This window comes from Parapedobacter koreensis (assembly GCF_900109365.1).
GTDB lineage: Bacteria > Bacteroidota > Bacteroidia > Sphingobacteriales > Sphingobacteriaceae > Parapedobacter > Parapedobacter koreensis.
The window spans coordinates 405,238-427,204 of sequence record NZ_FNZR01000002.1 but is presented as its reverse complement, the minus strand read 5'-3'; the positions used below and the strand labels follow the sequence as shown (position 1 = coordinate 427,204).

The 21,967-nt window shown below is 50.4% G+C and carries 19 protein-coding genes; 15 read left to right on the top strand and 4 right to left on the bottom strand.

Going from position 1 to position 21,967, the window contains the following annotated elements; genetic code table 11:
- The first annotated feature begins 3 nt into the window (after positions 1–3).
- From BMW65_RS06055 to BMW65_RS05990, 14 genes are all read left to right on the top strand, one after another.
- A complete protein-coding gene (locus BMW65_RS06055) occupies positions 4–1,428 on the top strand; it encodes a TlpA family protein disulfide reductase (RefSeq protein ID WP_177181019.1) in 1,425 nt (474 codons plus the stop codon).
- A gap of 39 nt (positions 1,429–1,467) precedes the next feature.
- Positions 1,468–2,457: a WD40/YVTN/BNR-like repeat-containing protein gene (locus BMW65_RS06050; protein ID WP_177181018.1), complete on the top strand. Its 990-nt coding sequence runs from the start codon at positions 1,468–1,470 to the stop codon at positions 2,455–2,457.
- A 119-nt stretch (positions 2,458–2,576) separates the two neighbouring features.
- Positions 2,577–4,058, top strand: a complete 1,482-nt coding sequence (locus BMW65_RS06045) for a M56 family metallopeptidase (protein WP_090603612.1) — start codon at positions 2,577–2,579, stop codon at positions 4,056–4,058.
- A gap of 52 nt (positions 4,059–4,110) precedes the next feature.
- Positions 4,111–4,548, top strand: a complete 438-nt coding sequence (parS, locus tag BMW65_RS06040; protein WP_177181017.1) for a type II RES/Xre toxin-antitoxin system antitoxin — start codon at positions 4,111–4,113, stop codon at positions 4,546–4,548.
- Positions 4,549–4,550: 2 nt separating this feature from the next.
- Complete coding sequence (locus BMW65_RS06035; RefSeq protein ID WP_090603608.1) at positions 4,551–5,015, top strand: RES family NAD+ phosphorylase; 465 nt, start codon at positions 4,551–4,553, stop codon at positions 5,013–5,015.
- 89 nt (positions 5,016–5,104) lie between these two features.
- On the top strand, positions 5,105–5,653 hold the full coding sequence (gene pyrR, locus BMW65_RS06030; RefSeq protein WP_090603606.1) for a bifunctional pyr operon transcriptional regulator/uracil phosphoribosyltransferase PyrR: 549 nt from the start codon (positions 5,105–5,107) through the stop codon (positions 5,651–5,653).
- Positions 5,654–5,674: 21 nt separating this feature from the next.
- Positions 5,675–6,610 (top strand): aspartate carbamoyltransferase catalytic subunit, encoded by a 936-nt coding sequence (locus tag BMW65_RS06025; protein ID WP_090603604.1) that lies wholly within the window; start codon positions 5,675–5,677, stop codon positions 6,608–6,610.
- Between the two features lie 160 nt (positions 6,611–6,770).
- The gene (locus tag BMW65_RS06020) at positions 6,771–9,800 is read left to right on the top strand and encodes a tetratricopeptide repeat protein (RefSeq protein ID WP_090603602.1); all 3,030 of its coding nucleotides are present in this window, start codon (positions 6,771–6,773) and stop codon (positions 9,798–9,800) included.
- An 18-nt stretch (positions 9,801–9,818) separates the two neighbouring features.
- Positions 9,819–11,552, top strand: a complete 1,734-nt coding sequence (locus BMW65_RS06015; RefSeq protein WP_177181016.1) for a TonB-dependent receptor — start codon at positions 9,819–9,821, stop codon at positions 11,550–11,552.
- A gap of 88 nt (positions 11,553–11,640) precedes the next feature.
- Positions 11,641–12,666: an SPOR domain-containing protein gene (locus BMW65_RS06010; protein WP_177181015.1), complete on the top strand. Its 1,026-nt coding sequence runs from the start codon at positions 11,641–11,643 to the stop codon at positions 12,664–12,666.
- 55 nt (positions 12,667–12,721) lie between these two features.
- The gene (locus tag BMW65_RS06005; RefSeq protein ID WP_090603597.1) at positions 12,722–13,423 is read left to right on the top strand and encodes a MotA/TolQ/ExbB proton channel family protein; all 702 of its coding nucleotides are present in this window, start codon (positions 12,722–12,724) and stop codon (positions 13,421–13,423) included.
- A gap of 14 nt (positions 13,424–13,437) precedes the next feature.
- Entirely contained in the window at positions 13,438–13,845 is a 408-nt protein-coding gene (locus BMW65_RS06000; protein WP_090603595.1) for an ExbD/TolR family protein, read from the top strand.
- 67 nt (positions 13,846–13,912) lie between these two features.
- The gene (locus BMW65_RS05995; protein ID WP_090603593.1) at positions 13,913–14,734 is read left to right on the top strand and encodes an energy transducer TonB; all 822 of its coding nucleotides are present in this window, start codon (positions 13,913–13,915) and stop codon (positions 14,732–14,734) included.
- A 31-nt stretch (positions 14,735–14,765) separates the two neighbouring features.
- Positions 14,766–16,058: a bifunctional folylpolyglutamate synthase/dihydrofolate synthase gene (locus BMW65_RS05990; RefSeq protein WP_090603591.1), complete on the top strand. Its 1,293-nt coding sequence runs from the start codon at positions 14,766–14,768 to the stop codon at positions 16,056–16,058.
- Here BMW65_RS05990 and BMW65_RS05985 read toward each other — a convergent pair.
- From BMW65_RS05985 to BMW65_RS05970, 4 genes are all read right to left on the bottom strand, one after another.
- Positions 16,047–17,063 (bottom strand): asparaginase, encoded by a 1,017-nt coding sequence (locus tag BMW65_RS05985; protein WP_090603589.1) that lies wholly within the window; start codon positions 17,061–17,063, stop codon positions 16,047–16,049. The genes BMW65_RS05990 and BMW65_RS05985 overlap by 12 nt on opposite strands.
- Positions 17,064–17,101: 38 nt before the next feature.
- Positions 17,102–17,869 (bottom strand): TatD family hydrolase, encoded by a 768-nt coding sequence (locus BMW65_RS05980; protein ID WP_090603587.1) that lies wholly within the window; start codon positions 17,867–17,869, stop codon positions 17,102–17,104.
- A 90-nt stretch (positions 17,870–17,959) separates the two neighbouring features.
- Positions 17,960–18,916 carry an FKBP-type peptidyl-prolyl cis-trans isomerase gene (locus tag BMW65_RS05975; RefSeq protein ID WP_090603585.1) on the bottom strand — a complete coding sequence of 319 codons (957 nt, stop codon included), beginning with the start codon at positions 18,914–18,916 and terminating at the stop codon, positions 17,960–17,962.
- A gap of 21 nt (positions 18,917–18,937) precedes the next feature.
- Positions 18,938–19,948 (bottom strand): DHH family phosphoesterase, encoded by a 1,011-nt coding sequence (locus BMW65_RS05970; protein ID WP_090603583.1) that lies wholly within the window; start codon positions 19,946–19,948, stop codon positions 18,938–18,940.
- Between the two features lie 283 nt (positions 19,949–20,231).
- Here BMW65_RS05970 and BMW65_RS05965 point away from each other — a divergent pair, with 283 nt between their 5' ends.
- On the top strand, positions 20,232–21,947 hold the full coding sequence (locus tag BMW65_RS05965; protein ID WP_090603581.1) for an IlvD/Edd family dehydratase: 1,716 nt from the start codon (positions 20,232–20,234) through the stop codon (positions 21,945–21,947).
- Positions 21,948–21,967: the final 20 nt, after the last annotated feature.

Here is a 21,967-nt window from a genome sequence, read left to right as displayed (position 1 = left end):
GGGATGGCAACTTTTGTTGCTGCATTCGCACAGAAACAGTCGGCCGGAGAACCTTTTATTATTCAAGGGCGGCTGATCAATTCACCCGAACGGACTTTGAAAATCTTTTTCGAATCGGACAGCGGACGGGAATACCAAATTGAGACTCTTAACCTGGACGAACAAGGGAATTTCTACCTGAAGACCTGGGGTGTAAAATACCCTCAGCGTACCAGTATCCAGCAAAACAGGACACAAATCAACGACATCTATATAGCTCCGGGGTACGACCTCACGATTACGGGCGATGCAACCGATTTCCGGACGTTAGTTAAGACATTGGCGATTACAGGGCAGGGGGCAGCAGCCAATCAGTACAAGATTACACGCGCCGCCACGTATATTGCGTTGAATGATACCACCCAGTATTGGATGCTGGATCCGGAAGCATTGGCGGCGTATGCCAAAAAACAGCGGGCATTGAATGACTCCCTCGCTTCGGCTGTCTTTACTAAAGACCCGGTTGACGATCCGTATTTTGCGTATTTTGCCAATATGGTGCGGCTAGATAACCAGTTTATGGAAGCGTATTACCTGTTGGAAGCGGTCAACCGGGCACCGATGGGTTTCGAGGAATCGATGGATTTTGCGAAAAAGCATATTGATAACGAATTGTTGGCTAATTTCTCGCAGGATGCATACTTGATTTCACAAGACTATAAGAATTGGGCGCTTGACCAATATGTTACTTACAGAAGATATCTCGACGCGAGGAAGGATTCGTCCTTAGTGAAAGAAAAAGGTCATGCTATCCGGAAAATCAACGAAGTATTAAGCGGACGTGTAAAAGACTATTACCTCAATGCAACGGTGACTTCCCGCATTCCCTATACAAAGACTATTGAAGAATTGAATGGGGCAAAGGCGTCCCTGAAACCTTTTATCCAGTCCATAGCAAGCGAAGCGTATAAAACGGCCATCCAACAGCTCATTGCTGATAAAGAACAGGAACTGCTACAGACCCAAACCGGCAAACCGGCACCGGCTTTTACCTTGAAAAGCGCCGAAGGAACGGTATATAACCTGTCGGATTTCAAAGGAAAGGTCGTCTATATCGACCTTTGGGCAAGCTGGTGCGTGCCTTGTAGGCAAGAGACGCCAAGCTTTAAGCAGTTATATGAAAAGTATAAAGACGATGAACGTGTTGAGTTTGTCAGTGTTGCGGTATCGGACGGAGAAAAGGAATGGCGGAAGGCTTTGGAAGAAGACCAGCCCCACTGGTTGCAGCTCTACGATGAGGATGGAAAAGTGAATCAGGCTTATGTCGCCAATGCGATCCCTAAATTTATTGTGGTAGACAAACAAGGAAATATTGTGGATTTTAATGCCCCAGCGCCAAGTAGCGGAAACGTGTTGGAGACTTTGTTGTTGGAAGAAATGGCCAAATAGTTGTATAAAATGAACCAGTTGCTGTGGATGATTAGTTGTATGTTTATTTTACCCGTTTACGGGCAACAGCCTAAGATCACGATGCTGGAAGCAGGCACACCAACCAGCATACGCGGGCTTTCCGTGTTGGATGATTCGGTGGCTTGGGTAAGCGGTAGCAATGGGTGGATAGGACGCACGGCTGATCGTGGGCAAACGTGGCATTGGCAGCAGGTCGCAAGCCATGAAGCAATGGATTTTCGCGATATTGAAGCTTTTTCGGCAGACGAAGCACTAATCATCAGCGCCGGCTCGCCATTGGTGATACTCCATACCACCGATGGGGGTGGTTCTTGGCAGGAAACCCACCGCGATGAACGGCCGGAAATCTTTTTTGATGGCATGGATTTCTGGGATGGACAGCGGGGACTGGCCTATGGTGATCCGATAGGCGGGATCATGCAATTGCTGGCAACGGACGATGGCGGCCAGACATGGCAGGACATCAGCAACCAAGCCCAAATCCGTCTGGCCGACGGTGAAGCCGGCTTCGCGGCCAGCGGCACAGGTATCCGGGTATTGCCAGACGGGCATGTGTTTATCGCCAGTGGGGGGAGCCAATCCCGGCTTTTCCACGCAACGGATTACGGCCATACTTGGACGGCGTACACCTGTCCGATTATCCAAGGCACCGCCTCCACGGGGATATTTTCCATCGCCTTTCGGGATAAGCAGCACGGGGTGGTGGTAGGAGGCGACTTCCAGGAAGACGAGCACAATGAAAAGGCGGTATTCGTGACAGCAGATGGCGGTGCCACTTGGCAGCAGCCCACCGTACCCACCAACGGGTACCGATCGGCCGTGGAGTATGTGGGGCCGTATCATGTGGTAGCCGTAGGCACATCGGGCGTGGATGCCTCAACGGACGGCGGAGCCTCGTGGGTAGCCGTCTCAGACGAAAGCTTCCATGTCCTGCGAAAGGCCAAAACCGGCAGTTGGGTGGTGCTGGCTGGAGCGGATGGACGGATAGCTTCTTTGTTCCTAAATTAAACTTGAACATATCCATTTCAAAAAAATGCAAAAATATTTTGTGTTTACGAAAGTGTTCGTATATTTGAGTACGAAATAAATCGTAGTTTGTGATTGTAGAACTTCATCATCATAAAACCATGTATATCTCCTTGGATAATATCATCGAAGCCACGGGATGGAGCATCATCCATTCCCTGTGGATTGGCGCGCTGGTTTACGGTTTATTATTGCTACTGTTTGCGGCATTTCCGGAGGCCAACGCCCGGATCAGGTATGTGATGTCTTTTTCTTCATTGCTGGTGCTTTTTGCTGGCTTTATATCGGTTTTTTTCAGCCTGCTGGAGTTTTCTTTTCGCAGCGGGGGCGACGGCACGCCGGAGCTGGGGTTTCTGGCGGCGTTTCTATTGTATTCAGACGTCACAGTGAATCCTGTGGTGCCCATTTTCCGTTACCTCGCAACGGGATATGTTGTGGGGCTTTGCTTGCAGTTTGCCTTATTGGGCGGCGGTTACCTTCGCCTTAGCCGCTTGCGCAGGGTAGGTTTGCACACTGTTCCGGACGACTGGAACGGCATCTTCGCTCAAATGTTGCTGCGTATGGGGGTGACCAAGCAGGTGGGGTTTTGGCTTTCAGCGCAGGTGAAGGCCCCGGTGGTCATCGGTTATTTCAAGCCCCTGGTGCTTTTTCCGCTGGCACTGCCTAATCACTTGGACGGGGATCAGGTGGAAGCCATATTGATACACGAACTATCGCACATCCGGAGAAATGACTACCTGCTCAATCTGTTTAAGACGACAATGGAAGCCTTGCTGTTTTTCAATCCGTTTGTGTGGCTTCTGGGCAGAATCATCAGCCAGGAACGCGAGCATGCCTGCGATGACAAGGTGCTGGAGCAAACCGGCAAGCCGATTTTCTATGCACAGACACTGCTGCATGTGGCGTCGCTGTCTGGAACTGGAAATCATGGGTTGGCCATGGCTGCTACCGGCAGGCAGCAATCGCAATTATTTCAACGCATCAAACGTATTACCAGCATGAGTAACGCATACCATAACGTCAGGCAGCAGCTAATTATCGTGGCCGTAGCCGCTTTGGCGGCAGCATCGCTGGCCTGGGCGAGTCCGAAGAAAACAGGAACGGATACCGTCAATCGCATAATCGCCGATGGTGGAGAAAGGGAGCTGTCGCCGTTGGATACATCGGCAACGGAACTTTCAATCCGGCTTGCGCCGCCGGCGGATTCAACAGACACCACTGCCAACAGGAAAATTGTCATTGTCACCAAACGGGACACGCTCAGCAAAAGGATACAGATGGTTTATCGCGATTCGCTCGTCTTATTTGGTGATTCGCTAAAACTGATGAACCTCAAACCCCAACCCGGCAAGATTTGGTTTGCCGGTGCTGATTCCATGATGTTTGAACTAAAGGCTATGCCATACCTGATACTGGATTCCATCTTCGATGGAAAGCCATTGGAGATCCCCAAAGGATACATGGGCAAATTCGATGATTTTTTTGACTTGGAGTTGTACAACTCCCCGGAGTACAAAGCCCTTCGGGATAAGTTTGAGCAGGATGTCAAAAAGTTAAAAGAAAAACAGTCAAAGCGGAAATAATAGTTGGTGCATGGTGATATTTGTCGTATATTTGTATGACAAAAGGCGTAAAATGAAAACTATCCAGTACGATAAGCCTCAATCTTCAGTCCGTGACGCACGGGGCATAGCTGAGCCTGCAGCGATCTATCTGTCGTCGGCACAGGCCGATTTGTTTGCTATACCCCAGTTTGAGTCCCTCAATGAAAAACTGCCTTTCACACAGCAGGAATGGGCAGACATGCTCCACATCAGCGAACGTACTTTGCAGCGTTACCTCAAAGAACAGAAATCTTTTGAAGGATTGCACGCGGAGCATCTTCATCAGTTGGCTGCCCTAGCCAGCATTGGGTTGGCTGTTTTCGGCAATGCGGCAGCTTTCGAAGCATGGCTCCGCATTCCCAAGACCATCCTGGGCAAAGAAGTTGGCTTTGAGGCGTTGCGGTCTTTTGGCGGGGTACAGCTTATTGCCGATGAGCTGGGCCGCATGGCTTATGGCGTGTATAGCTGAGCATGCGGGTATATCGGTTGGCGCATCGCGATTACATCATGGACAGGACGGGCACTGGAGCCCGGTTATATGGTGGGCGCTGGAATCCCAAAGGGATGGCCTGCCTGTATTCAAGCGAATATATCTCACTTGCCTTGCTGGAGAAATTTGTGCACGCCCAGGGTAAAGAGGACGCCGCGGAGCTGATGGTAATGCAAATCGACATACCGCAGGAAGCGGGCCGGATTTACCATACCGATACTGCTCGCCTGGCAGGCAATTGGGCGCATGATATTGACTACTCGCAATGGTTGGGCGAGCAAATGCTCAGGGAAACTTCCATTGTAGCCTTCTCGGTGCCATCGGCTATTGTCCCGTCCGAGCGCAATGTCATCATCAACACGCGGGCCATAAATTTCGCCGTTGTAAAATTTTTCAAACCGACAGCTTTCGGTATGGATCCGAGGCTTTTGGATAGGCTGCTGTAGCGGAAAAATATTCAATCAGGGGCACCATAAATAAAAAAAATGTAGTAGGTTTGTGGCGTGTTCCGTGCCACTTTGAAAGTCAGTTTCGAATGAAACAATCTATATTATTGGAAGGTCAGAAATTCCAGATTACTATCCAGCGGCTATGCCACCAACTGATAGAGAATCATGCCGACTTCTCCGACGCGGTGATTATTGGCATCCAGCCCCGGGGTACCAATCTCGGACGACGGATTGTGGAAGAATTGAAACAGATCCAACGGGTATCTGCCATTGCTTATGGCGAATTGGATATCACCTTTTTCCGTGATGATTTCAGGCGAAAAGACAGCGGCCCATTGGTGCCGAGCAGTACCCATATCGATTTTATCGTAGAAGGCAAGAAGGTCATCCTCATGGATGATGTGCTGTGGACGGGCAGGACCATCCGCGCGGCAATGGATGCGCTGCAGGCGTTCGGGCGACCGGCTAAGATAGAATTATTGGTCTTGGTAGACCGCCGTTTTTCACGGCAATTGCCCATTGAACCCGATTACATCGGTATACAGGTGGATTCGATAGACTCCCAACGGGTGACCGTGGGCTGGAAAGAAGTGGATACGCACGATCGGATTACACTACTGACAGAAGAAGATTAATACCATCGTTTTTTGCATTAAATGACAACACCAAGGCAACTCAGCACACAGCACCTTTTGGGTATCAAGGATCTCAACGAGGAAGATATCCAGCTTATTTTCGAGACCGCTGATAATTTCAAGGATGTGCTGAACCGCCCGATCAAAAAAGTCCCTTCGTTGCGTGACATCACCATCGCCAATGTCTTTTTTGAAAATTCTACGCGTACGCGGCTATCGTTTGAGTTGGCCGAGAAGCGGCTGTCTGCGGATACCATCAACTTTGCGGCTTCTTCTTCGTCCGTGAGCAAAGGGGAAACGCTCATTGACACCGTAAATAACATCTTGGCCATGAAAGTGGATATGATCGTGATGCGGCACCCTTATCCGGGTGCAGGGATTTTCCTGAGCAAGCATGTGAAGGCCCAGATCGTCAATGCCGGTGACGGCGCTCATGAACATCCTACTCAAGCGCTATTGGATGCATTTTCCATCCGTGAACGTTACGGCGATATAGCGGGCAAGAAGGTGGCTATCATCGGTGATATCCTGCATTCCAGGGTAGCATTATCGAATATCCTGTGCCTTCGCCAATTGGGTGCGGAGGTCATGGTGTGCGGCCCGACAACCTTGATACCGAAATACATCAGCTCGCTGGGGGTAAAGGTTGAATATAACTTAGTCAATGCCCTCAACTGGTGCGACGTAGCCAATATGCTGCGTATCCAATTGGAACGCCAGGATATTGCTTACTTCCCATCCCTGCGGGAATACTCCATGCTTTATGGGTTGAACAAACAATTGCTCGACTCGCTCGACAAAGAAATCACGATCATGCATCCCGGGCCGATAAACCGTGGTGTGGAAATTACCAGTGACGTGGCCGATAGCCACCATTCGATTATCCTTGACCAAGTGGAGAATGGTGTGGCCATCCGGATGGCCGTTTTGTACCTGCTTGCAGGTAAACGCGGATAGCGGTGTTTCTAAGTGCAATGTTATTAACATTTGTGGACAACTTTTGGGGAAAACGTTGCGGTTTCTCCCTTAATTTAGTGGGTCAAAACGGGTAACACTATTTTGTGGCCCCAACTTTGTGTGAAATTGAGGAAATCGAAAAATTAGCTAATTTGACAGCATGTGTAACCGGATTTATCAGTTAGGGATTATATTTATTTTAGCCGCCTCCTCAGCCATGGCCCAGCAAAGCGCATGGCAGGAGGTCAATCAGGCATACAAAACGGGGATGGAGCTGTATGAAAAGGGAAAGTATGCCGCCGCTGCCAAACATTTTGACAAAGTAGACGCCATCCGGATAAATTCGACCTTGCAGGAAGATGAGCATGCTGAATTGACGCTGCTGAAGGAAAACGTCCGTTTCTACCAGGCTATCTGTGCACTGGAACTGGAGGAATCCGATGCGGAGAGCCAGTTTCTCCGTTACATCAAGGATTATCCGGCCAGTGCAAATGCAAAAGCGGCTTACTTCCAAGTAGGCCGGTCCTATTTTGCCAAGAAAGATTACAAGAAGACGCTGGAATGGTTCAACAAGCTGGATAGCCGGAACCTGGCGGGCCGGGAAAATAAGGAGTTTCGCTATAAGCAAGCCTATTCCTTTTTCATGATGGATGACTATGCGTCGGCTAAGCCGCTTTTCCAGCAGTTGAAAGACGAAGGCGGTATTTACCAGGAAGCCTCCATTTATTACTATGCCTACCTGAGCTACCTGGATAAGGACTTCAAAACGGCGCTGGCTGAATTTGAAAAACTAAAGGGTTCAAAAACCTACCAGGCGACATATCCTTACTACATTACAGCCCTGTATTACCTGGACAACCGCTATGACGACGTGCTGGAATATGCGTTGCCGATATTGGAAACCTCTGACCAGGTGCACGAGACGGATATGTTCCGTATCGTAGCCGCTACGTATTTTGCCAAGAACGATTTTGAAAACGCCAAGGAGTACTACGACAAATTCCAGGCTGATGATCAGGGGAAAACCCAAAATAACCAGGACAGCTACCAGATTGGTTATATCGCTTACAAAAATGGCGATTATGAAAAAGCAATTACGGAGCTGGAGAAAATGGAAGACCCCGATGCCTATTACCAAAGTGCAATGATTGCCCTCGGCGACGCATTCCTGAAAACAGATAATAAACAAGCCGCGCGCAATGCTTTTTTCAAGGCGTCCAAACTGGATTTTGATCCGGCGTTAAAAGAGGAAGGGCTATTCAACTATGCGAAGTTGTCTTATGAGCTTGAGTTCCACCAGGTGGCATTGGAAGCAACCCAGGAATACCTGGATACCTATCCGAATACCAAGCGGCTCGAAGAGGCCAAAACGCTTTATGCGGAGACCTTATTAGGTACGAGTAATTATCGGGCAGCGGTGGATATCCTCGAATCCATTAAAAATCGTGGCCGGGAGGCCGACGCGGCCTATCAGAAAGTGACCTATTACCGGGGATTGGAGTTTTATAATGAACGGGCATTTGAAAACGGTATTTCCTTGTTTATGCGGTCGGAGCAGTATCCCATTGATCCGGAGATAGCGGCGTTGGCGACGTATTGGAAAGCAGAAGCCATGTATGAAGTGCGCAAATACGGGGAAGCGGTACAGAATTTTTCGCGTTTCCTGCGGACATCCGCAGCTCGCAAGACCGATGTATACGCCTATGCAAATTATGCGCTGGCGTATGCCGCGTTCCGGAACAACAGCTTTAATACCGCCGCCAACTATTTCGAACGTTTCCTATCCACGGGGGGCAATGCCATCGAACCGAATGTGCGTAATGACGCCATCGCCCGCTTGGGTGATTCGTATTTTTCCATGCGCAATTATGGCCGGGCCATGCAATATTATGATCGGTTGATCAATAGCAAAGCACCCAGCCAAGACTATGCCCTGTTCCAACGGGGGATTATCCAGGGGCTGCAAGGCAGCAATGACGCAAAGCTCGGTACACTGCGTTCGGTGGTGGAGCAATTCCCCAACTCGAACTATGCCGATGATGTAGCTTTTGAGATTCCTTATACGTATTTCACCATGGGCGATTATGACACGGCCATCGAAGGATTGCAGCAAATGATTGAAAAGTATCCACGGAGTAGCTACGCCCCGCGGGCATTGATGACCATCGGCCTTGTCCAATACAATAAAGACGATACCGAAGCGGCCATGGCTACCTTCAGGAGGGTGGTGGAAGAGCACGCGACCACGGACGAGGCCAGGCAAGCGCTGCGATCCATCGAGAATATCTACCTGGATAGGGGTGATGCTTCCGGCTACATCAACTACGCCACCAGTACAAATATCGGTGATCTGTCTTCTGCCGAGCAGGACAACCTGGCCTTCCAGGCAGCCCATACCTTATTTGCAAGAGGCGAATACCAGGCTGCCGTGGAAGCTATCAATGCGTATTTTGACAAATTCCCCAAGCCGATACAGGAGAAACATGCCCGCTATATCCGGGGAGTGAGCCTCTATCGCACAGGACACCCCAAGGAAGCGTTGCACGACCTGAACATCATCCTCAACGACTGGACCAGCCAGTATACGGAAAACACTTTGCTCACCGTATCGGAGCTCTACTTAGGTCTGAAACAGTATAATGAGGCGATTGTGCACCTCAAAAAACTGGAATTGACTTCGGAATACAAGGCCAATTATGGCTACGCGGTGAATAACCTCTTGGTTTGTTACTATGAGATCGGTGATATGGAACAAGTGCTCAAGTATGCCAAGCTGATTAAGGAATACGATCGTTCGTCGGAAGAAGATGTTGCAAAAGCGCATTTATATACGGCCCGCGCCTTGCTGCGGCAGGGGGATACCCAAAATTCGATGAAAGAACTGAACCTCGCGGCATTGAAAAGCCAGACCGTGGTGGGCGCCGAGGCACGTTACCGGGTGGGTCAATTGCAATACGAGGCGAAGGAATACGACAAAGCCATTGAAACGGCATTTGACGTGATCAACAACATGGCTTCGCATGACTATTGGGTAGCCAAGAGTTTCATCCTGCTGGCTGATGCTTACGCAGGTAAAGGGGATGATTTCCAGGCGAAGAGCACACTGGAGAGTGTGATAGAAAATTACGAAGGGGAAGACGATATCATACCTTCCGCAAAGGAGCGTTTACAAAAATTGAACAATAAGTAACGGGTATTTTAATAACTTATGATCTTTCAAACATCAATGCGCTACGGGTATTTGCTTACAGGAATTTTTTCGGGCATGATCATGATGGGGTATGCCCAGGAGGAGCGGCGGGACGAAAGGTCTGCTACTATTGATTCCATTGATGTCGTGCGTGATTACCGTCCGATACTGGCCGATGCCGTGAAAATACGGCGCAGCCCCGATATGAGCAATAAACGGCAATACCAACCTAAGTTGGCTTATCAAATCTTGGATAGGAAACTGGATATCAATACGGGTACAAAACAACTCGCCATCCAGGAAATGCCCTTCACGCGGACGCAGACGCTGACCAACAACTATGTGAAGATCGGTGCCGGAAACCTGGGTACTATATTGGGTGAAGTCCATTTGAGTTCGGACTACTATGTGGATACCCGGTTGGGGGGCTACGTAAAGCACCTGAGCCAGCAAGGAACCTACGAAGAGCAAAAATTTTCATCGCAACAAGTCGGGGTCTTCGGCAGGACCATACTGGGGCCTGTTACACTGGATGGGGAAATCGGCTTTAATCGGTACGGGACGCGGTTTTATGGCGTGGTTGGCGACGTTGATGGCACGAACCTGAACCTCAATCCCGCCAAGCAGGCGTTCAATGACATTTATTTTACCGGTGAGCTGACCAGCAATTATGATGAGCAGGCCACGGATGCATTTTCCTATTCACTGAAAGCGGATGCCTATAGTTATAGCAATGCGTATGACACGAAGGAAAGCGCCGTTGCCTTATCTGGTTATGTGAATAAACAGCTAAACGTATTCAACGTGGGAGCCAATATTTCGGGAGACTTTACTTCGGTAAAAGACGCTTCCTATGATCTCGGCAACAACATTGCGCGAATCAATCCCTATATACGGTTTCAGGGATCCAATTACAACATTACGCTGGGCGCTAATTTTGTGTCTGAGTTCGGCGATTCTTCACGGACCAATATCTTTCCCTCAGCAGAAATCGATTTTGCGCTCATTCCGCAATTTGCCCACATTTTTGGAGGGATTAATGGCGATGTGAATAAGACATCGGTCAAAGAGTTGACCAAGGAAAACCCTTGGCTGGGTGCGCTGGGCAATACAAACTACATCCGCAATTCCGTGGATCGTATGCAGGTATTTGGCGGTATCAAAGGGAATGCCGGTGCTACCTTTGGCTATAAGGTGAAGGCGTTCTACCGCCGCATCGAAGGCATGCCGTTTTATGCGGTTACACCGGGAACGCCCTATGCGTTCCAGCTGGTTTATGAAGACGGCGAAAATGCCAGCACCATCATCGGGCTTGAGGGCGAGCTCAACGTCCGTGTATCGGAGGTCGTAACAATAGGCGGCAAATTGAACTTCAATGAGTATGATCTCCAGCGTGAAGAAGAAGCTTGGTATATGCCCAAAATGCGCCTGGCTGCCAATGCGCGGTTCAATATCAGCGACAAGCTTTATATCGACGGTGAGTTGCTGTTCCAAGGGCAAACATATGGACTCGTGCGGGATCCCAATGTGGATCTATCGGAATATTCAATGACCGAGCTGGGCAGCACGGGGGCAAGGAAGACCACCATACCTTCATTTGCCGACTTGAGTGCCGGTGCGGAATACCGGGTTACCGACCAGATAGGCGTTTATATGCGGTTGAACAACATGCTGGGTACCCACTATGAGCGTTACTTGTTTTACCCGAGGTTGGGGCTGAATGTCATCGGTGGCGTCAACTTTTCATTTTAACGACTTAAGGCATTACCTTTGTGAGGTGAAGGTGCCAAACGACGTAAGTTGAGGAAGAATATATCGTATGAATTTGGGTTTGTGTATAGTGAATTTGTTAAGGCGATACCCAGCAGTGGAGGTGCCGGAAATCGGCGTGTTTACAGTGACGCATGTTGCTGCATCTTATGATGAAGAACAATCGATGTTTCTTCCCCCTACAAGCCATGTCGCACTGGCCGAAAGCGGCAGACCGGATGCTTTTTCAATAGCCGCTTATGTGCAGGTTCAGTATAAGGTGGATGAGGCCGCGGCAAAACGTATACTGGATGAGGCCATTGCAAAAATAATGGAATCCATAAGCCGCAATGGTCAGGCGCTGTTGAGCGGGCTGGGTTATTTATTGGCTGATGGTGCGTCGTTTGTATTCAAGCCTTTTGAAGCGGAAGGTTTCGGGCGCAAACCGGTAAAGGAGGTTGCCCCCGTGGAAAAACCGTTGCATACGACAGCTATCGAAGAGGTACAACAACCAGTGGCGGTGGCGGAGACCGTTGTGGCGGCCGACGAAACAACGGTTGCTGAAGAATCCATAAGTGAAGGACGTGGTTCGCGATGGTTGATTGCGACGGTGGTGGTGGTCGTGCTGTTGTTTGCCGCCGTAGGATGGGCTTGGTATTACAAGCCTGCATGGCTGGAGCGAACAAAGATCGCCTCCCTTTTTGGGCGGGAAGGTGATACCGCCCGGGGGGGCAGTAGCGAGCCAAGTAGGCAACCGGTCCAAATACCGATCGTCACCGTTGATACCGTCGCACTTGACACAACGCAGGCACAGCCTGTGGATAGCCTATCGGCAGATAGCGTGGTAAACCCTCCGGAAGTGGTGGCAAAGCCAGCGGTCACCTACGAAATCATTGTAGGCTCGTTTGCCACGATGGCACAGGCGGAAAAATATGTTGCCCAGATGAAAGCCAAGGGCTATGAACTCCATGCCATCAACAGCAGGATGCCCGGCAACCGTAAGAAGATAAGCTGGGGTTCATTCGAGACAGAAGAAGAAGCGTACAGGGAATTGGCCAGGGTGCAGAAAACCTTTGAGCCTGGCGCATGGATAGCGAAAGTAGAACGCGACCAATAACAACACATTAATAAGCAGATTATAAAACAAGCATAGGAAACCATACCAACAATTTATGTCACTATTACAACAAGACACCGTATACCCGCTTGACACGTTGGCGGGTGCAGCGCAGCAAACTGTAGAACTTGCGAATGAACAAGTAAGCTTGATAGGTTTATTGGTCAAGGCTGGATGGATAATGATCCCGTTGGCGTTATTGCTCTTTGCTACACTGGTCATTTTTATTGAGCGGTACCTGACCATCAAGAAGGCGTCCAAATACGATCCCAGCTTGATGTCGCATGTGAAGCAAAGCGTGCTATCGGGTAGGCTGGATTCGGCGCTGTCCGTTTGCCGGGCGAGCAACAGTGCACTGGGGCGAATGCTTGAGAAGGGCTTGCTACGGATAGGTAGGCCGATTAAAGATATTGAAGGGGCCATTGAAAATATCGGCAAACTGGAGGTTGCCCGGCTGGAGAAGAACCTCAATATATTGAGTATCATATCCGCTGTAGCGCCGATGCTTGGTTTTGTCGGAACGATTTTCGGGGTTATCATTATCTTCAGGGATGTGGAGGCCGCGGGTGGTATCGATATCGCCAGCGTTTCCGGTGGATTATACGTCAAGATGATCGCTTCCGCTGCGGGGTTAACCATCGGTATTCTGGCTTTCTCCGGCTACCATGTGCTGAATACGATGCTGGAGCGGCTGATTCTCCGGATTGAAACCGATGCAATCGAGTTTGTTGACTTATTGGATGAACCGGGCTCTTAAACTGTGCTAATGCGATGAATTTACGAGCAAGACGAAATAAATCGGAAATAAGGGTTTTCACGGATTCCCTGAATGACATCATGTTTTTCCTGATGTTGTTTTTCCTGCTGGCATCTGCCGTGGCTAACCCGCAGGTTGTCAAATTACTGTTGCCGCGTTCGAGCGCGGGCGAACAGTCCGTAGCGAAGAAGACGGTGACCGTGTCTGTGACCCAGGATTTGAAATATTACCTCGATAAACAGGAGGTGCCTTATGCCAACTTGTCAAACGCTGTCCAAGCATACGTCCAGCCCGGGGAAGAACTGACCATCATGCTTTATGCTGATAGTACAGTGCCTATCCAGAATGTGATCTCCGTGATGGACATCGCCAACAAGCTGAAGATACGCTTGGTACTGGCTACGGAACCGATGCGGGAATAACGAAGGTTGATTTATGGAATGCGCATGTGGCGCGCATCTAATTGAAACAAAGACGTATTGAAATACGATGGGCTATTATCATTTACAGGAAGACAACAACTACCCGAAAGCATTGTGGATATCGGGTAGCGTGATGGGGGGATTGTTGCTGATCAGTTTTTTTATTATGATTGGGTCGGCGTTTCCCGAAATTGGGACAGGCGGCATTATTGTGAATTACGGCACGTCCGAAGTGGGCATGGGCGACGATTATATGACCGTGGACGAGCCGTCCACGGATCCGAATGCCAATAATGTACGGCCGGATAGGATTGATCCGCAACAGGAGACACAACCGACGCCCTCCCAGCAGGTGACCGAGCGTACCGTGGCTACGCAGGATATGGACGACGCTCCTGCAGTGGTGGCCAATGAAACCAAAAAGGCCAATGCGGAGGAAACTACCGTGGAAAAAAAGGAGAGTAAACCAGCGGTAAACCCCAATGCCTTGTATACAGGCAAGCGCAACAATGCCCCGGGCAAGGGCGATGGTACGGGGGCGGAAGCTGGCAACCAAGGTAGTGCGCAGGGCGATCCACTGGCGGCAAACTATGGCGAGGGCGGATCGGGCTTCGGTACGTCCGGGCTTACCATAGCCAATAGGCGCTGGGTGGTGCCTCCCCAAATCGAGGACAACGGCCAACAGGCAGGCGTGGTGGCCGTGGAAGTACACGTTGCGCCCAATGGGACAATCACCTATGCACGGGCAGGGGTGAAGGGTACCACGTTGCCAGACCGGAGCCTTTGGGAAAAGTGTGAGCGGGCTTTGCGTGGTGCGCGGCTGAATGAGCTGGAGCGGGCACCAACTGTCCAGAAGGCTATTGTCCCAGTTCGGTTTCGCTTGAAATAATAAAGCTATTCCCATACTTCCCATACCTGCTATGCAATACAACGAGGCGGTTGAATACCTTTATGCGCGTTTGCCCATGTTTACGCGTGACGGCGCATCGGCAATAAAGAAAGATCTGACCAATACCTACCGGCTTTGCGAAGCACTTGGCAACCCCCATGAACGCTTTAAATCGGTGCATATAGCCGGAACGAACGGCAAGGGTTCCACCTCGCATATGCTCGCGGCTATTTTGCAGGCAGCGGGCTATAAGACCGGGCTCTATACGTCGCCCCATCTGCTGGATTTCAGGGAGCGGATACGCGTAAACGGCACGATGGTTGCCAAAGAGGCAGTCGCAGGCTTTGTCCGTGATCACCAAGCATTGATGGCAGCCGTGGAGCCTTCTTTTTTTGAGGTGACCGTTGCGATGGCCTTCAAGTGCTTTGCCGATGAGCAGGTTGATATCGCGATTGTGGAGACCGGGTTGGGGGGAAGGCTCGATTCGACCAACATCATCACCCCGCTGCTCTCCATTATCACTAACATCGGCTATGACCACACCCAGCTATTGGGTAATACGCTACAGGAAATCGCCAGCGAGAAAGCGGGCATCATGAAGCCGGGCATACCGGTGGTCATCGGTGAATGGCAAGCGGAGGTCTCCGGTGTTTTTGAACGTTTCGCGGCCGAGCGAGGCAGTCGGCTTGCTTATGCGTCCCAGCTGTGGCAGGTCACAGGAATGAGCAAAGATTCGGGATTGTTATACGTGGATGCCACCCATCGGTCTAGTACCACGGGATCGATCTATGCGCTGGATTTGACAGGTAGCTATCAGGTCAAGAACGTCGCAACGGTACTTTGTGCGGTGGATGAATTGCGCCGGGCGGGTTTTTCCATTACCGATGCGCATATTAGGCACGCCTTGGCGCGGGTGCAGGAACTCACCGGCTTGATGGGACGCTGGCAAACCTTATCGACCAACCCGTTGGTAATTTGCGATACCGGACACAACTTGGATGGCTGGCGCGAAGTGCTGGCCAACATTATGGCTACGCCCCACCGGGATCTGCATATCGTCATCGGCGTCATGCGTGACAAGGATTTGGATAAGATGCTGCCGCTACTGCCCAAGGACGCCCGGTATTACTTCAGTGAAGTGGCAATGCCCAGGGCATTGCCAGCATCCGAATTACGCGCTACGGCTATGCGCTATGGGCTGCATGGTGAAGCATATGGCAAGGTAGCGGAGGCTGTCCATGCCGCCCGGGAGCATGCCCATCCTGCCGACCTCATCTTCATTGGGGGGAGTACCTTTATCGTGGCGGATGCCCTACGCGGTTAATTCACCCCGGATATTCTGTTCCGCCCAGTAGGCTACATCTTGTTGGTTTTCAAATTCCCCTTGCAGGTACATCAGTTTGGTCACAGCGGCTTCGAAGGTCATGTCGTATCCGCTGATTACGCCCATTTCTTTCAGGTAGCGGCTGGTTTCATAGCGCCCCAGCTCTACGCTGCCCACCTTGCACTGGGAGATGTTGAGGATATTTTTGCCATGGCGGATAGCTTCATCGATCAGGTCAAGGAACCACTGAGCGGTGGTCGTGTTTCCCGAGCCGAACGTTTCCATGATGACAGACCGGGCCTCGGATTCCAACACGGCACGCACGACCTGCGGGCTGATACCCGGGTACAACTTGAGTACGGATACCGAATTGTCCAGTTTGGTATGCAAGATAAATTCTTTGTCGCTGTTGTCAAGCAACGCGTCCTTGGTATACTTGAGGTGCACACCAGCTTCCACTAGTACCGGGTAGTTAGGCGACCGGAAGGCCTCGAATTTGGCTGAGTTGTATTTAAACGATCGGTTGCCACGGAATAATTTATTGTCAAAGAAGATGCACACTTCATGGATGAGTGATTTGCCTTTCTTTTTTGCGGAAGCAAGTTCCAATGCGGTGATTAAGTTTTCCCTTGCGTCTGTACGTATCTCGCCGATGGGTAGCTGCGATCCGGAAAGGATGACCGGTTTTTGAAGCCCTTCAAGCATGAAACTGAGCGCTGATGCGGAAAAAGCCATCGTGTCAGAGCCGTGGAGGATGACGAAGCCGTCGCAGGTATCATAATTTTCCCGGATAATATTGGCCATTTCCACCCAGATGGCCGGTTGCATATTGGAAGAATCGATGATGGGCGTAAAGGAATGCACACGTAGGTTGTAATTAAGCCGCGCGAGTTCGGGAATATTCTTGGCGATGAGGTCGAAGTCAAACGGGATAAATGTGCCGTTTTGTTCGTCTTTGACCATTCCGATAGTCCCACCCGTATAAATTACGAAAATATTATTCATCCAGTTAGCGTTATGGTTATCCCGATTGGTATCGGGGTCTAAATTCCGAAAACCCGCTTGGCATTTTCCGTGGTGGTCGCGGCCACGGTATCCAATGTCACCCCGTGCAAATCTGCAATTTTTTGCGCAATATACAATAAGTAACTGCTTTCATTCTTTTTGCCCCGATGTGGCACCGGAGCGAGGTAAGGGGCGTCGGTCTCCAACACGATATGATCGAGGCTGAGTGCTGCCACGACCGCATCGAGCCCGGCGTTTTTGTAGGTGACCACGCCACCAATGCCCAGGTGCAACCCCAAGGCTACCGTGCGCTGGGCTTGTTCGTGATTTCCAGTGAAGCAGTGCAGCACACCGGTAAGCCTGCCATCTTGTATTTCTTCAAGCAATTGGAAGAGCTCATCAAACGCATCGCGGCAATGGATGGACACGGGGAGCCCAAGTTCCTTGGCCCAACCGGTTTGTATGCGGAAAGCTTCCTGTTGCAGGGATAGCGTTGTTTTGTCCCAATGCAGATCAATGCCGATTTCGCCGATGCCGTAAATGTTGTTTGCGGCTATTGTTTTTTCGATGGTAGCCAATTGGCTAGGATAATCGGCCTTTACGTCGCAGGGGTGCAACCCCATCATCGGGTAGCAGCTGTCCGGGTAGGTAGCGGCTGTACCCAACACCTTCGGTATGGAAGCGCTGTCTACGTTGGGCAGCAGCAAATGCCGTACGTCATTGTCAAAACAGCGTTGCATCTGGCTGTCCAGCTCGGGCGTACCATATAAATAGTAAAGATGTGTATGGGTATCGGTAAGTGTCATTGTCAGAAGTGGGGGTACGTTGCAAACTTAGCTAACTTGCCCTTTAAAAGCAAGAACGCCTTCCGAAGGGGAAGGCGTCCGTTTGTTTTTTTATTGCTGCGCAGTGGTATCCTGTACTGCGGGCTTGAGGATGTCGATGAGCTCGACATCGAAAACCAACGGAGCAAAAGGCGGGATGACGCCACGTCCGTCTCCGCGTTCGCCATAGCCCAGTTGGGATGGGATGATCAGTTTAGCCTTGCTTCCCTTGGGCAATAACAATAGGCCTTCGTCCCATCCGGGGATGACCTGGCGGACACCGATAGCAAACTTGGCCGGTTCATAGGGCCGCATCGCGTTGTATATTTTGTTTGTTTCGGCTACCTCCTTGATGGACGTGTCAAACACATCACCGGATGCAACCAATGAGCCGGTATAATTGACCTTTACCGTATCACCTGCAACCGGTTTTTCACCGGTACCTTCTTCGGTGATTACGTATTGCAAGCCAGATGCGGTCTTTACCGGCTCCAACTTGTTCTTTTCAATGTAGCTGCTAATTTTGCTTTCTTCGGAAGCCTTCAGTTTTTCTATTTCGGCATCGAAATAGGTGTTTACCTCTGCGTACAGGGCACTATCTGTTAATTCGCCCTTTTTGAAATGTTTATTCACCTTTACATTGAAGGTCACATACTTATTGGCAAAGTCTGGCTTTGGCTGCATGGTTTTGGCCGCCATGGTATCCAAATCCAGTTGGAATACGGCACTGTCGCCTTCGCCGAGCATCCGGAACATGGAGTTATAATCACCCGGATACAATCCGGGAAGCGAGTCGGCAGCAATCGTTACGATTTGCGGCAACCCAATTTTATAGGTGCTGGATAACAATGAATCCCTATCTGTAGTGACGGTCAGGTTTACCGAGAGCAGGTCTCCTGTTTGTGCTTTCGGCTGGCCGTTGTCCTTCACAATTTTGTATTTCAACCCCCCTTCGCCCGTCTTGAATTGCTGGCAGGCACTGGCCAGCACGACGACTGCAAGCCCTAAACTAAAAATTGATTTCTTCATTTTTTTGTGTGTAATTAAAAATTATTGTATTAAAAGCGCTTTATATTCTGGTAATATCGATTTGAATTTCAGTACGACATTCGCCAGTGGCTCATTGGAATTGCCACCGGCTGCATTGCGATGGCCCCCACCATTGAAATGCGTTTTGCATACCTCATTGCAGGGAAAATCCCCCACAGATCGCAGCGAAAGCTTCACCTGCTCGGTGCGGTCGATGATTAATGCTGCAAGCTTCATGCCGCTGATGGCCAAGGCGTAGTTCACCAGCCCTTCGGTATCCCCCGTAGTGATTTTAAACCGGTACAGGTCTTCACGGGAGATACTAAACAAGGCCGTGTGGTATTCATGGAGTACTTCGAGCCTGTTTAACAAGCAAAAGCCGAGAAACTTTAATCGGTTTTCGGTGTAGCTGTTGTATATCGCCTCATGTATTTTCCAGTTTTTGGCCCCCAAGGTGATGAGGTCCGCGGCAATGAGGTGTATAGCAGGTGTAGTCGTCTGGAAGCGGAAAGATCCGGTATCCGTCATGATACCCGTATACAGGCATGTAGCGATTTCCGGCGTGATAGACTGCCGATCATCCATTACATTGGCGATGAAATCATATACCAACTGCGCAGATGCGGCAGCATGGTTGTCCCAATGCCGGTAGTCATCGAAACCTTCCGGATCCAGGTGGTGATCGATCATGATTTTCGTTCCCGATGCATCCCTCACAGCACCTTCCATCGCATGGATACGAGCCAGCCCATTGAAATCCAAGCAGAAAATCAAGTCGGCAGCAGCAATCAACGCATCATTGGCGGCCTTATCGTCAAGGTATATCCGCACATCCTGCCTGCCGGGCATCCAATCCAGAAAAGTGGCAAAGTCAGATGGAACGATGACATGTATGGTATGGCCCTTGGCTTTCAGCCAATGGTAGACAGCCAAAGACGATCCCAATGCATCCCCATCGGGTTTATGGTGCGTGGTGACAATGATAAGCTTTGGTTTGGCCAGCTCGTTCTTAAGCACTTCCGGTATAAACATTCAACTGCTAAAAGTGTGCAAACCTACTATAAAAAATCCGATTAAGGAATTTTTGGTCGGTGAAATCGGAAAAATTTATGCCCGGTCTTTTTTCACTAAGTTAACAAATTGGTAACCATGTTAAAAAAATTAGTATATTTGCGGCGGTTTAGGTTGATAGCCCCTAATCCCATTGGGGCGGCCGCTCGTTTATGACGGGCGGTTTTTTTATGGAAATTTTTCATAGCTTTGAACGAGGTATCGTCGGATACCGATACTAATTATAAAACTAAACACATTTTTAATGGCTACAAAATCATTAAGGAGTCAGGAATGGTTCGGTAGGAAGGGTAAAGATGGATTTATCTACCGGGCGTGGATGAAAAACCAAGGGATACCCGACTACGAATTCCGGGGGAAGCCCATTATCGGTATTTGTAACACCTGGTCTGAGCTTACGCCCTGTAATGGCCATTTCAGGGAGTTGGCCGAATCGGTGAAACGAGGCATCCTCGAAGCTGGCGGATATCCGGTCGAATTTCCTGTCATGTCATTGGGGGAGACGCTGATGAAACCCACGGCCATGCTTTTCCGCAACCTCGCCAGCATGGATGTCGAAGAATCCATCCGGGCCAATCCCATTGACGGCGTGGTATTGCTGTGCGGCTGTGACAAAACCACCCCATCATTGGTGATGGGGGCATGCAGCGTCGATCTGCCCGCCCTCGTGGTATCGGGAGGTCCGATGCTCACAGGCAAGTACAACGGGCGGGATATCGGCACCAGCGATGTATGGCGGTTTTCCGAAGATGTGCGTACCGGCATCATGAGCGAGGAAGAATTAAACCTGGCGGAGGCTGGCTTATGCAGGAGCCAGGGGCATTGTGCCGTCATGGGAACGGCTTCCTCCATGGCCTGTATGGTGGAATCCTTGGGGCTCACATTGCCCGGGAATGCCGCGATACCGGCGGCAGATGCCAACCGGAAAGTGCTTGCTCAATTGTCCGGCAGGCGTATCGTGGAGATGGTAAACGAGGACTTGAAACTATCTACTGTGCTCACCCGCCAGGCCTTTGAAAATTCCATCAAGGTAAACGCTGCAATCGGCGGATCTACCAATTTTGTCATCCACTTGCTTGCCATCGCGGGAAGGATCGGCGTGCCGCTTACGATAGATGACTTTGACGCGTTCTCCAGAAATATCCCGCTGGTCGCGAATTTGCAGCCTTCGGGCAAGTATTTCATGGAAGACTTGTATTATGCAGGCGGGCTGCCGGCTGTGATGCATGCCATCGGCAGGTATCTCCATAACGATTGTATCACGGTGAATGGCCGTACGGTAGGGGAGAATATCGCCGGCAGGGTAAGTTTAAACCGGAACGTCATTTCAGATCTGGATCAACCCTTTAATGAAGTCTCGGGCGTGGTGGTACTGAAAGGCAACCTTTGTGAAGCCGGGGGTGTGCTTAAGCCTTCCGCGGCCAGCGTGCCGTTGATGCAGCATACGGGAAAGGCAGTCGTTTTTGAAGACATTGAGGATTATAAGCGTAAAATTGATGATCCCGACCTTGATGTGGACGAAAACAGCGTATTGGTGCTGAAGCACGTGGGGCCAAAGGGGTATCCCGGGATGCCCGAAGTGGGGAATATGGGCTTACCGACGAAACTGCTTGCCAAAGGGATTACAGACATGGTGCGGATTTCGGACGGACGGATGAGCGGAACGGGGTTTGGGACCGTAGTGCTGCACGTTTCGCCGGAAGCCGCCGACGGGGGCATGATTGCGCTGGTGCGGGATGGCGACCTCATCAGGCTGGACGTTGCTGGTCGGCGGCTTGATCTATTGGTAGATGCCGCCGAGCTGGAGGAGCGGAAAGCGTCGCAGGCTTACCCTACCAATCCGTTTACGCGGGGCTACGCGAAGCTGTATGTAGACCACGTGGAGCAGGCCCACCTGGGTACTGATTTTGGTTTTCTGAAGGGCGGATCGGGAAGTGAAGTTTCCCGCGATTCACACTGATAGTTATAATTGCTAATTTG

What these genes read in the sequence shown, in the direction of transcription:
- BMW65_RS06055 (WP_177181019.1), top strand. Translation starts at nt 4, where the DNA reads ATGGCAACTTTTGTTGCTGCATTCGCACAGAAACAGTCGGCCGGAGAA.
- BMW65_RS06050 (WP_177181018.1), top strand. Translation starts at nt 1,468, where the DNA reads ATGTTTATTTTACCCGTTTACGGGCAACAGCCTAAGATCACGATGCTG.
- BMW65_RS06045 (WP_090603612.1), top strand. Translation starts at nt 2,577, where the DNA reads ATGTATATCTCCTTGGATAATATCATCGAAGCCACGGGATGGAGCATC.
- parS (WP_177181017.1), top strand. Translation starts at nt 4,111, where the DNA reads ATGAAAACTATCCAGTACGATAAGCCTCAATCTTCAGTCCGTGACGCA.
- BMW65_RS06035 (WP_090603608.1), top strand. Translation starts at nt 4,551, where the DNA reads ATGCGGGTATATCGGTTGGCGCATCGCGATTACATCATGGACAGGACG.
- pyrR (WP_090603606.1), top strand. Translation starts at nt 5,105, where the DNA reads ATGAAACAATCTATATTATTGGAAGGTCAGAAATTCCAGATTACTATC.
- BMW65_RS06025 (WP_090603604.1), top strand. Translation starts at nt 5,675, where the DNA reads ATGACAACACCAAGGCAACTCAGCACACAGCACCTTTTGGGTATCAAG.
- BMW65_RS06020 (WP_090603602.1), top strand. Translation starts at nt 6,771, where the DNA reads ATGTGTAACCGGATTTATCAGTTAGGGATTATATTTATTTTAGCCGCC.
- BMW65_RS06015 (WP_177181016.1), top strand. Translation starts at nt 9,819, where the DNA reads ATGATCTTTCAAACATCAATGCGCTACGGGTATTTGCTTACAGGAATT.
- BMW65_RS06005 (WP_090603597.1), top strand. Translation starts at nt 12,722, where the DNA reads ATGTCACTATTACAACAAGACACCGTATACCCGCTTGACACGTTGGCG.
- BMW65_RS06000 (WP_090603595.1), top strand. Translation starts at nt 13,438, where the DNA reads ATGAATTTACGAGCAAGACGAAATAAATCGGAAATAAGGGTTTTCACG.
- BMW65_RS05995 (WP_090603593.1), top strand. Translation starts at nt 13,913, where the DNA reads ATGGGCTATTATCATTTACAGGAAGACAACAACTACCCGAAAGCATTG.
- BMW65_RS05990 (WP_090603591.1), top strand. Translation starts at nt 14,766, where the DNA reads ATGCAATACAACGAGGCGGTTGAATACCTTTATGCGCGTTTGCCCATG.
- BMW65_RS05985 (WP_090603589.1), bottom strand. Translation starts at nt 17,063, where the DNA reads ATGAATAATATTTTCGTAATTTATACGGGTGGGACTATCGGAATGGTC.
- BMW65_RS05980 (WP_090603587.1), bottom strand. Translation starts at nt 17,869, where the DNA reads ATGACACTTACCGATACCCATACACATCTTTACTATTTATATGGTACG.
- BMW65_RS05975 (WP_090603585.1), bottom strand. Translation starts at nt 18,916, where the DNA reads ATGAAGAAATCAATTTTTAGTTTAGGGCTTGCAGTCGTCGTGCTGGCC.
- BMW65_RS05970 (WP_090603583.1), bottom strand. Translation starts at nt 19,948, where the DNA reads ATGTTTATACCGGAAGTGCTTAAGAACGAGCTGGCCAAACCAAAGCTT.
- BMW65_RS05965 (WP_090603581.1), top strand. Translation starts at nt 20,232, where the DNA reads ATGGCTACAAAATCATTAAGGAGTCAGGAATGGTTCGGTAGGAAGGGT.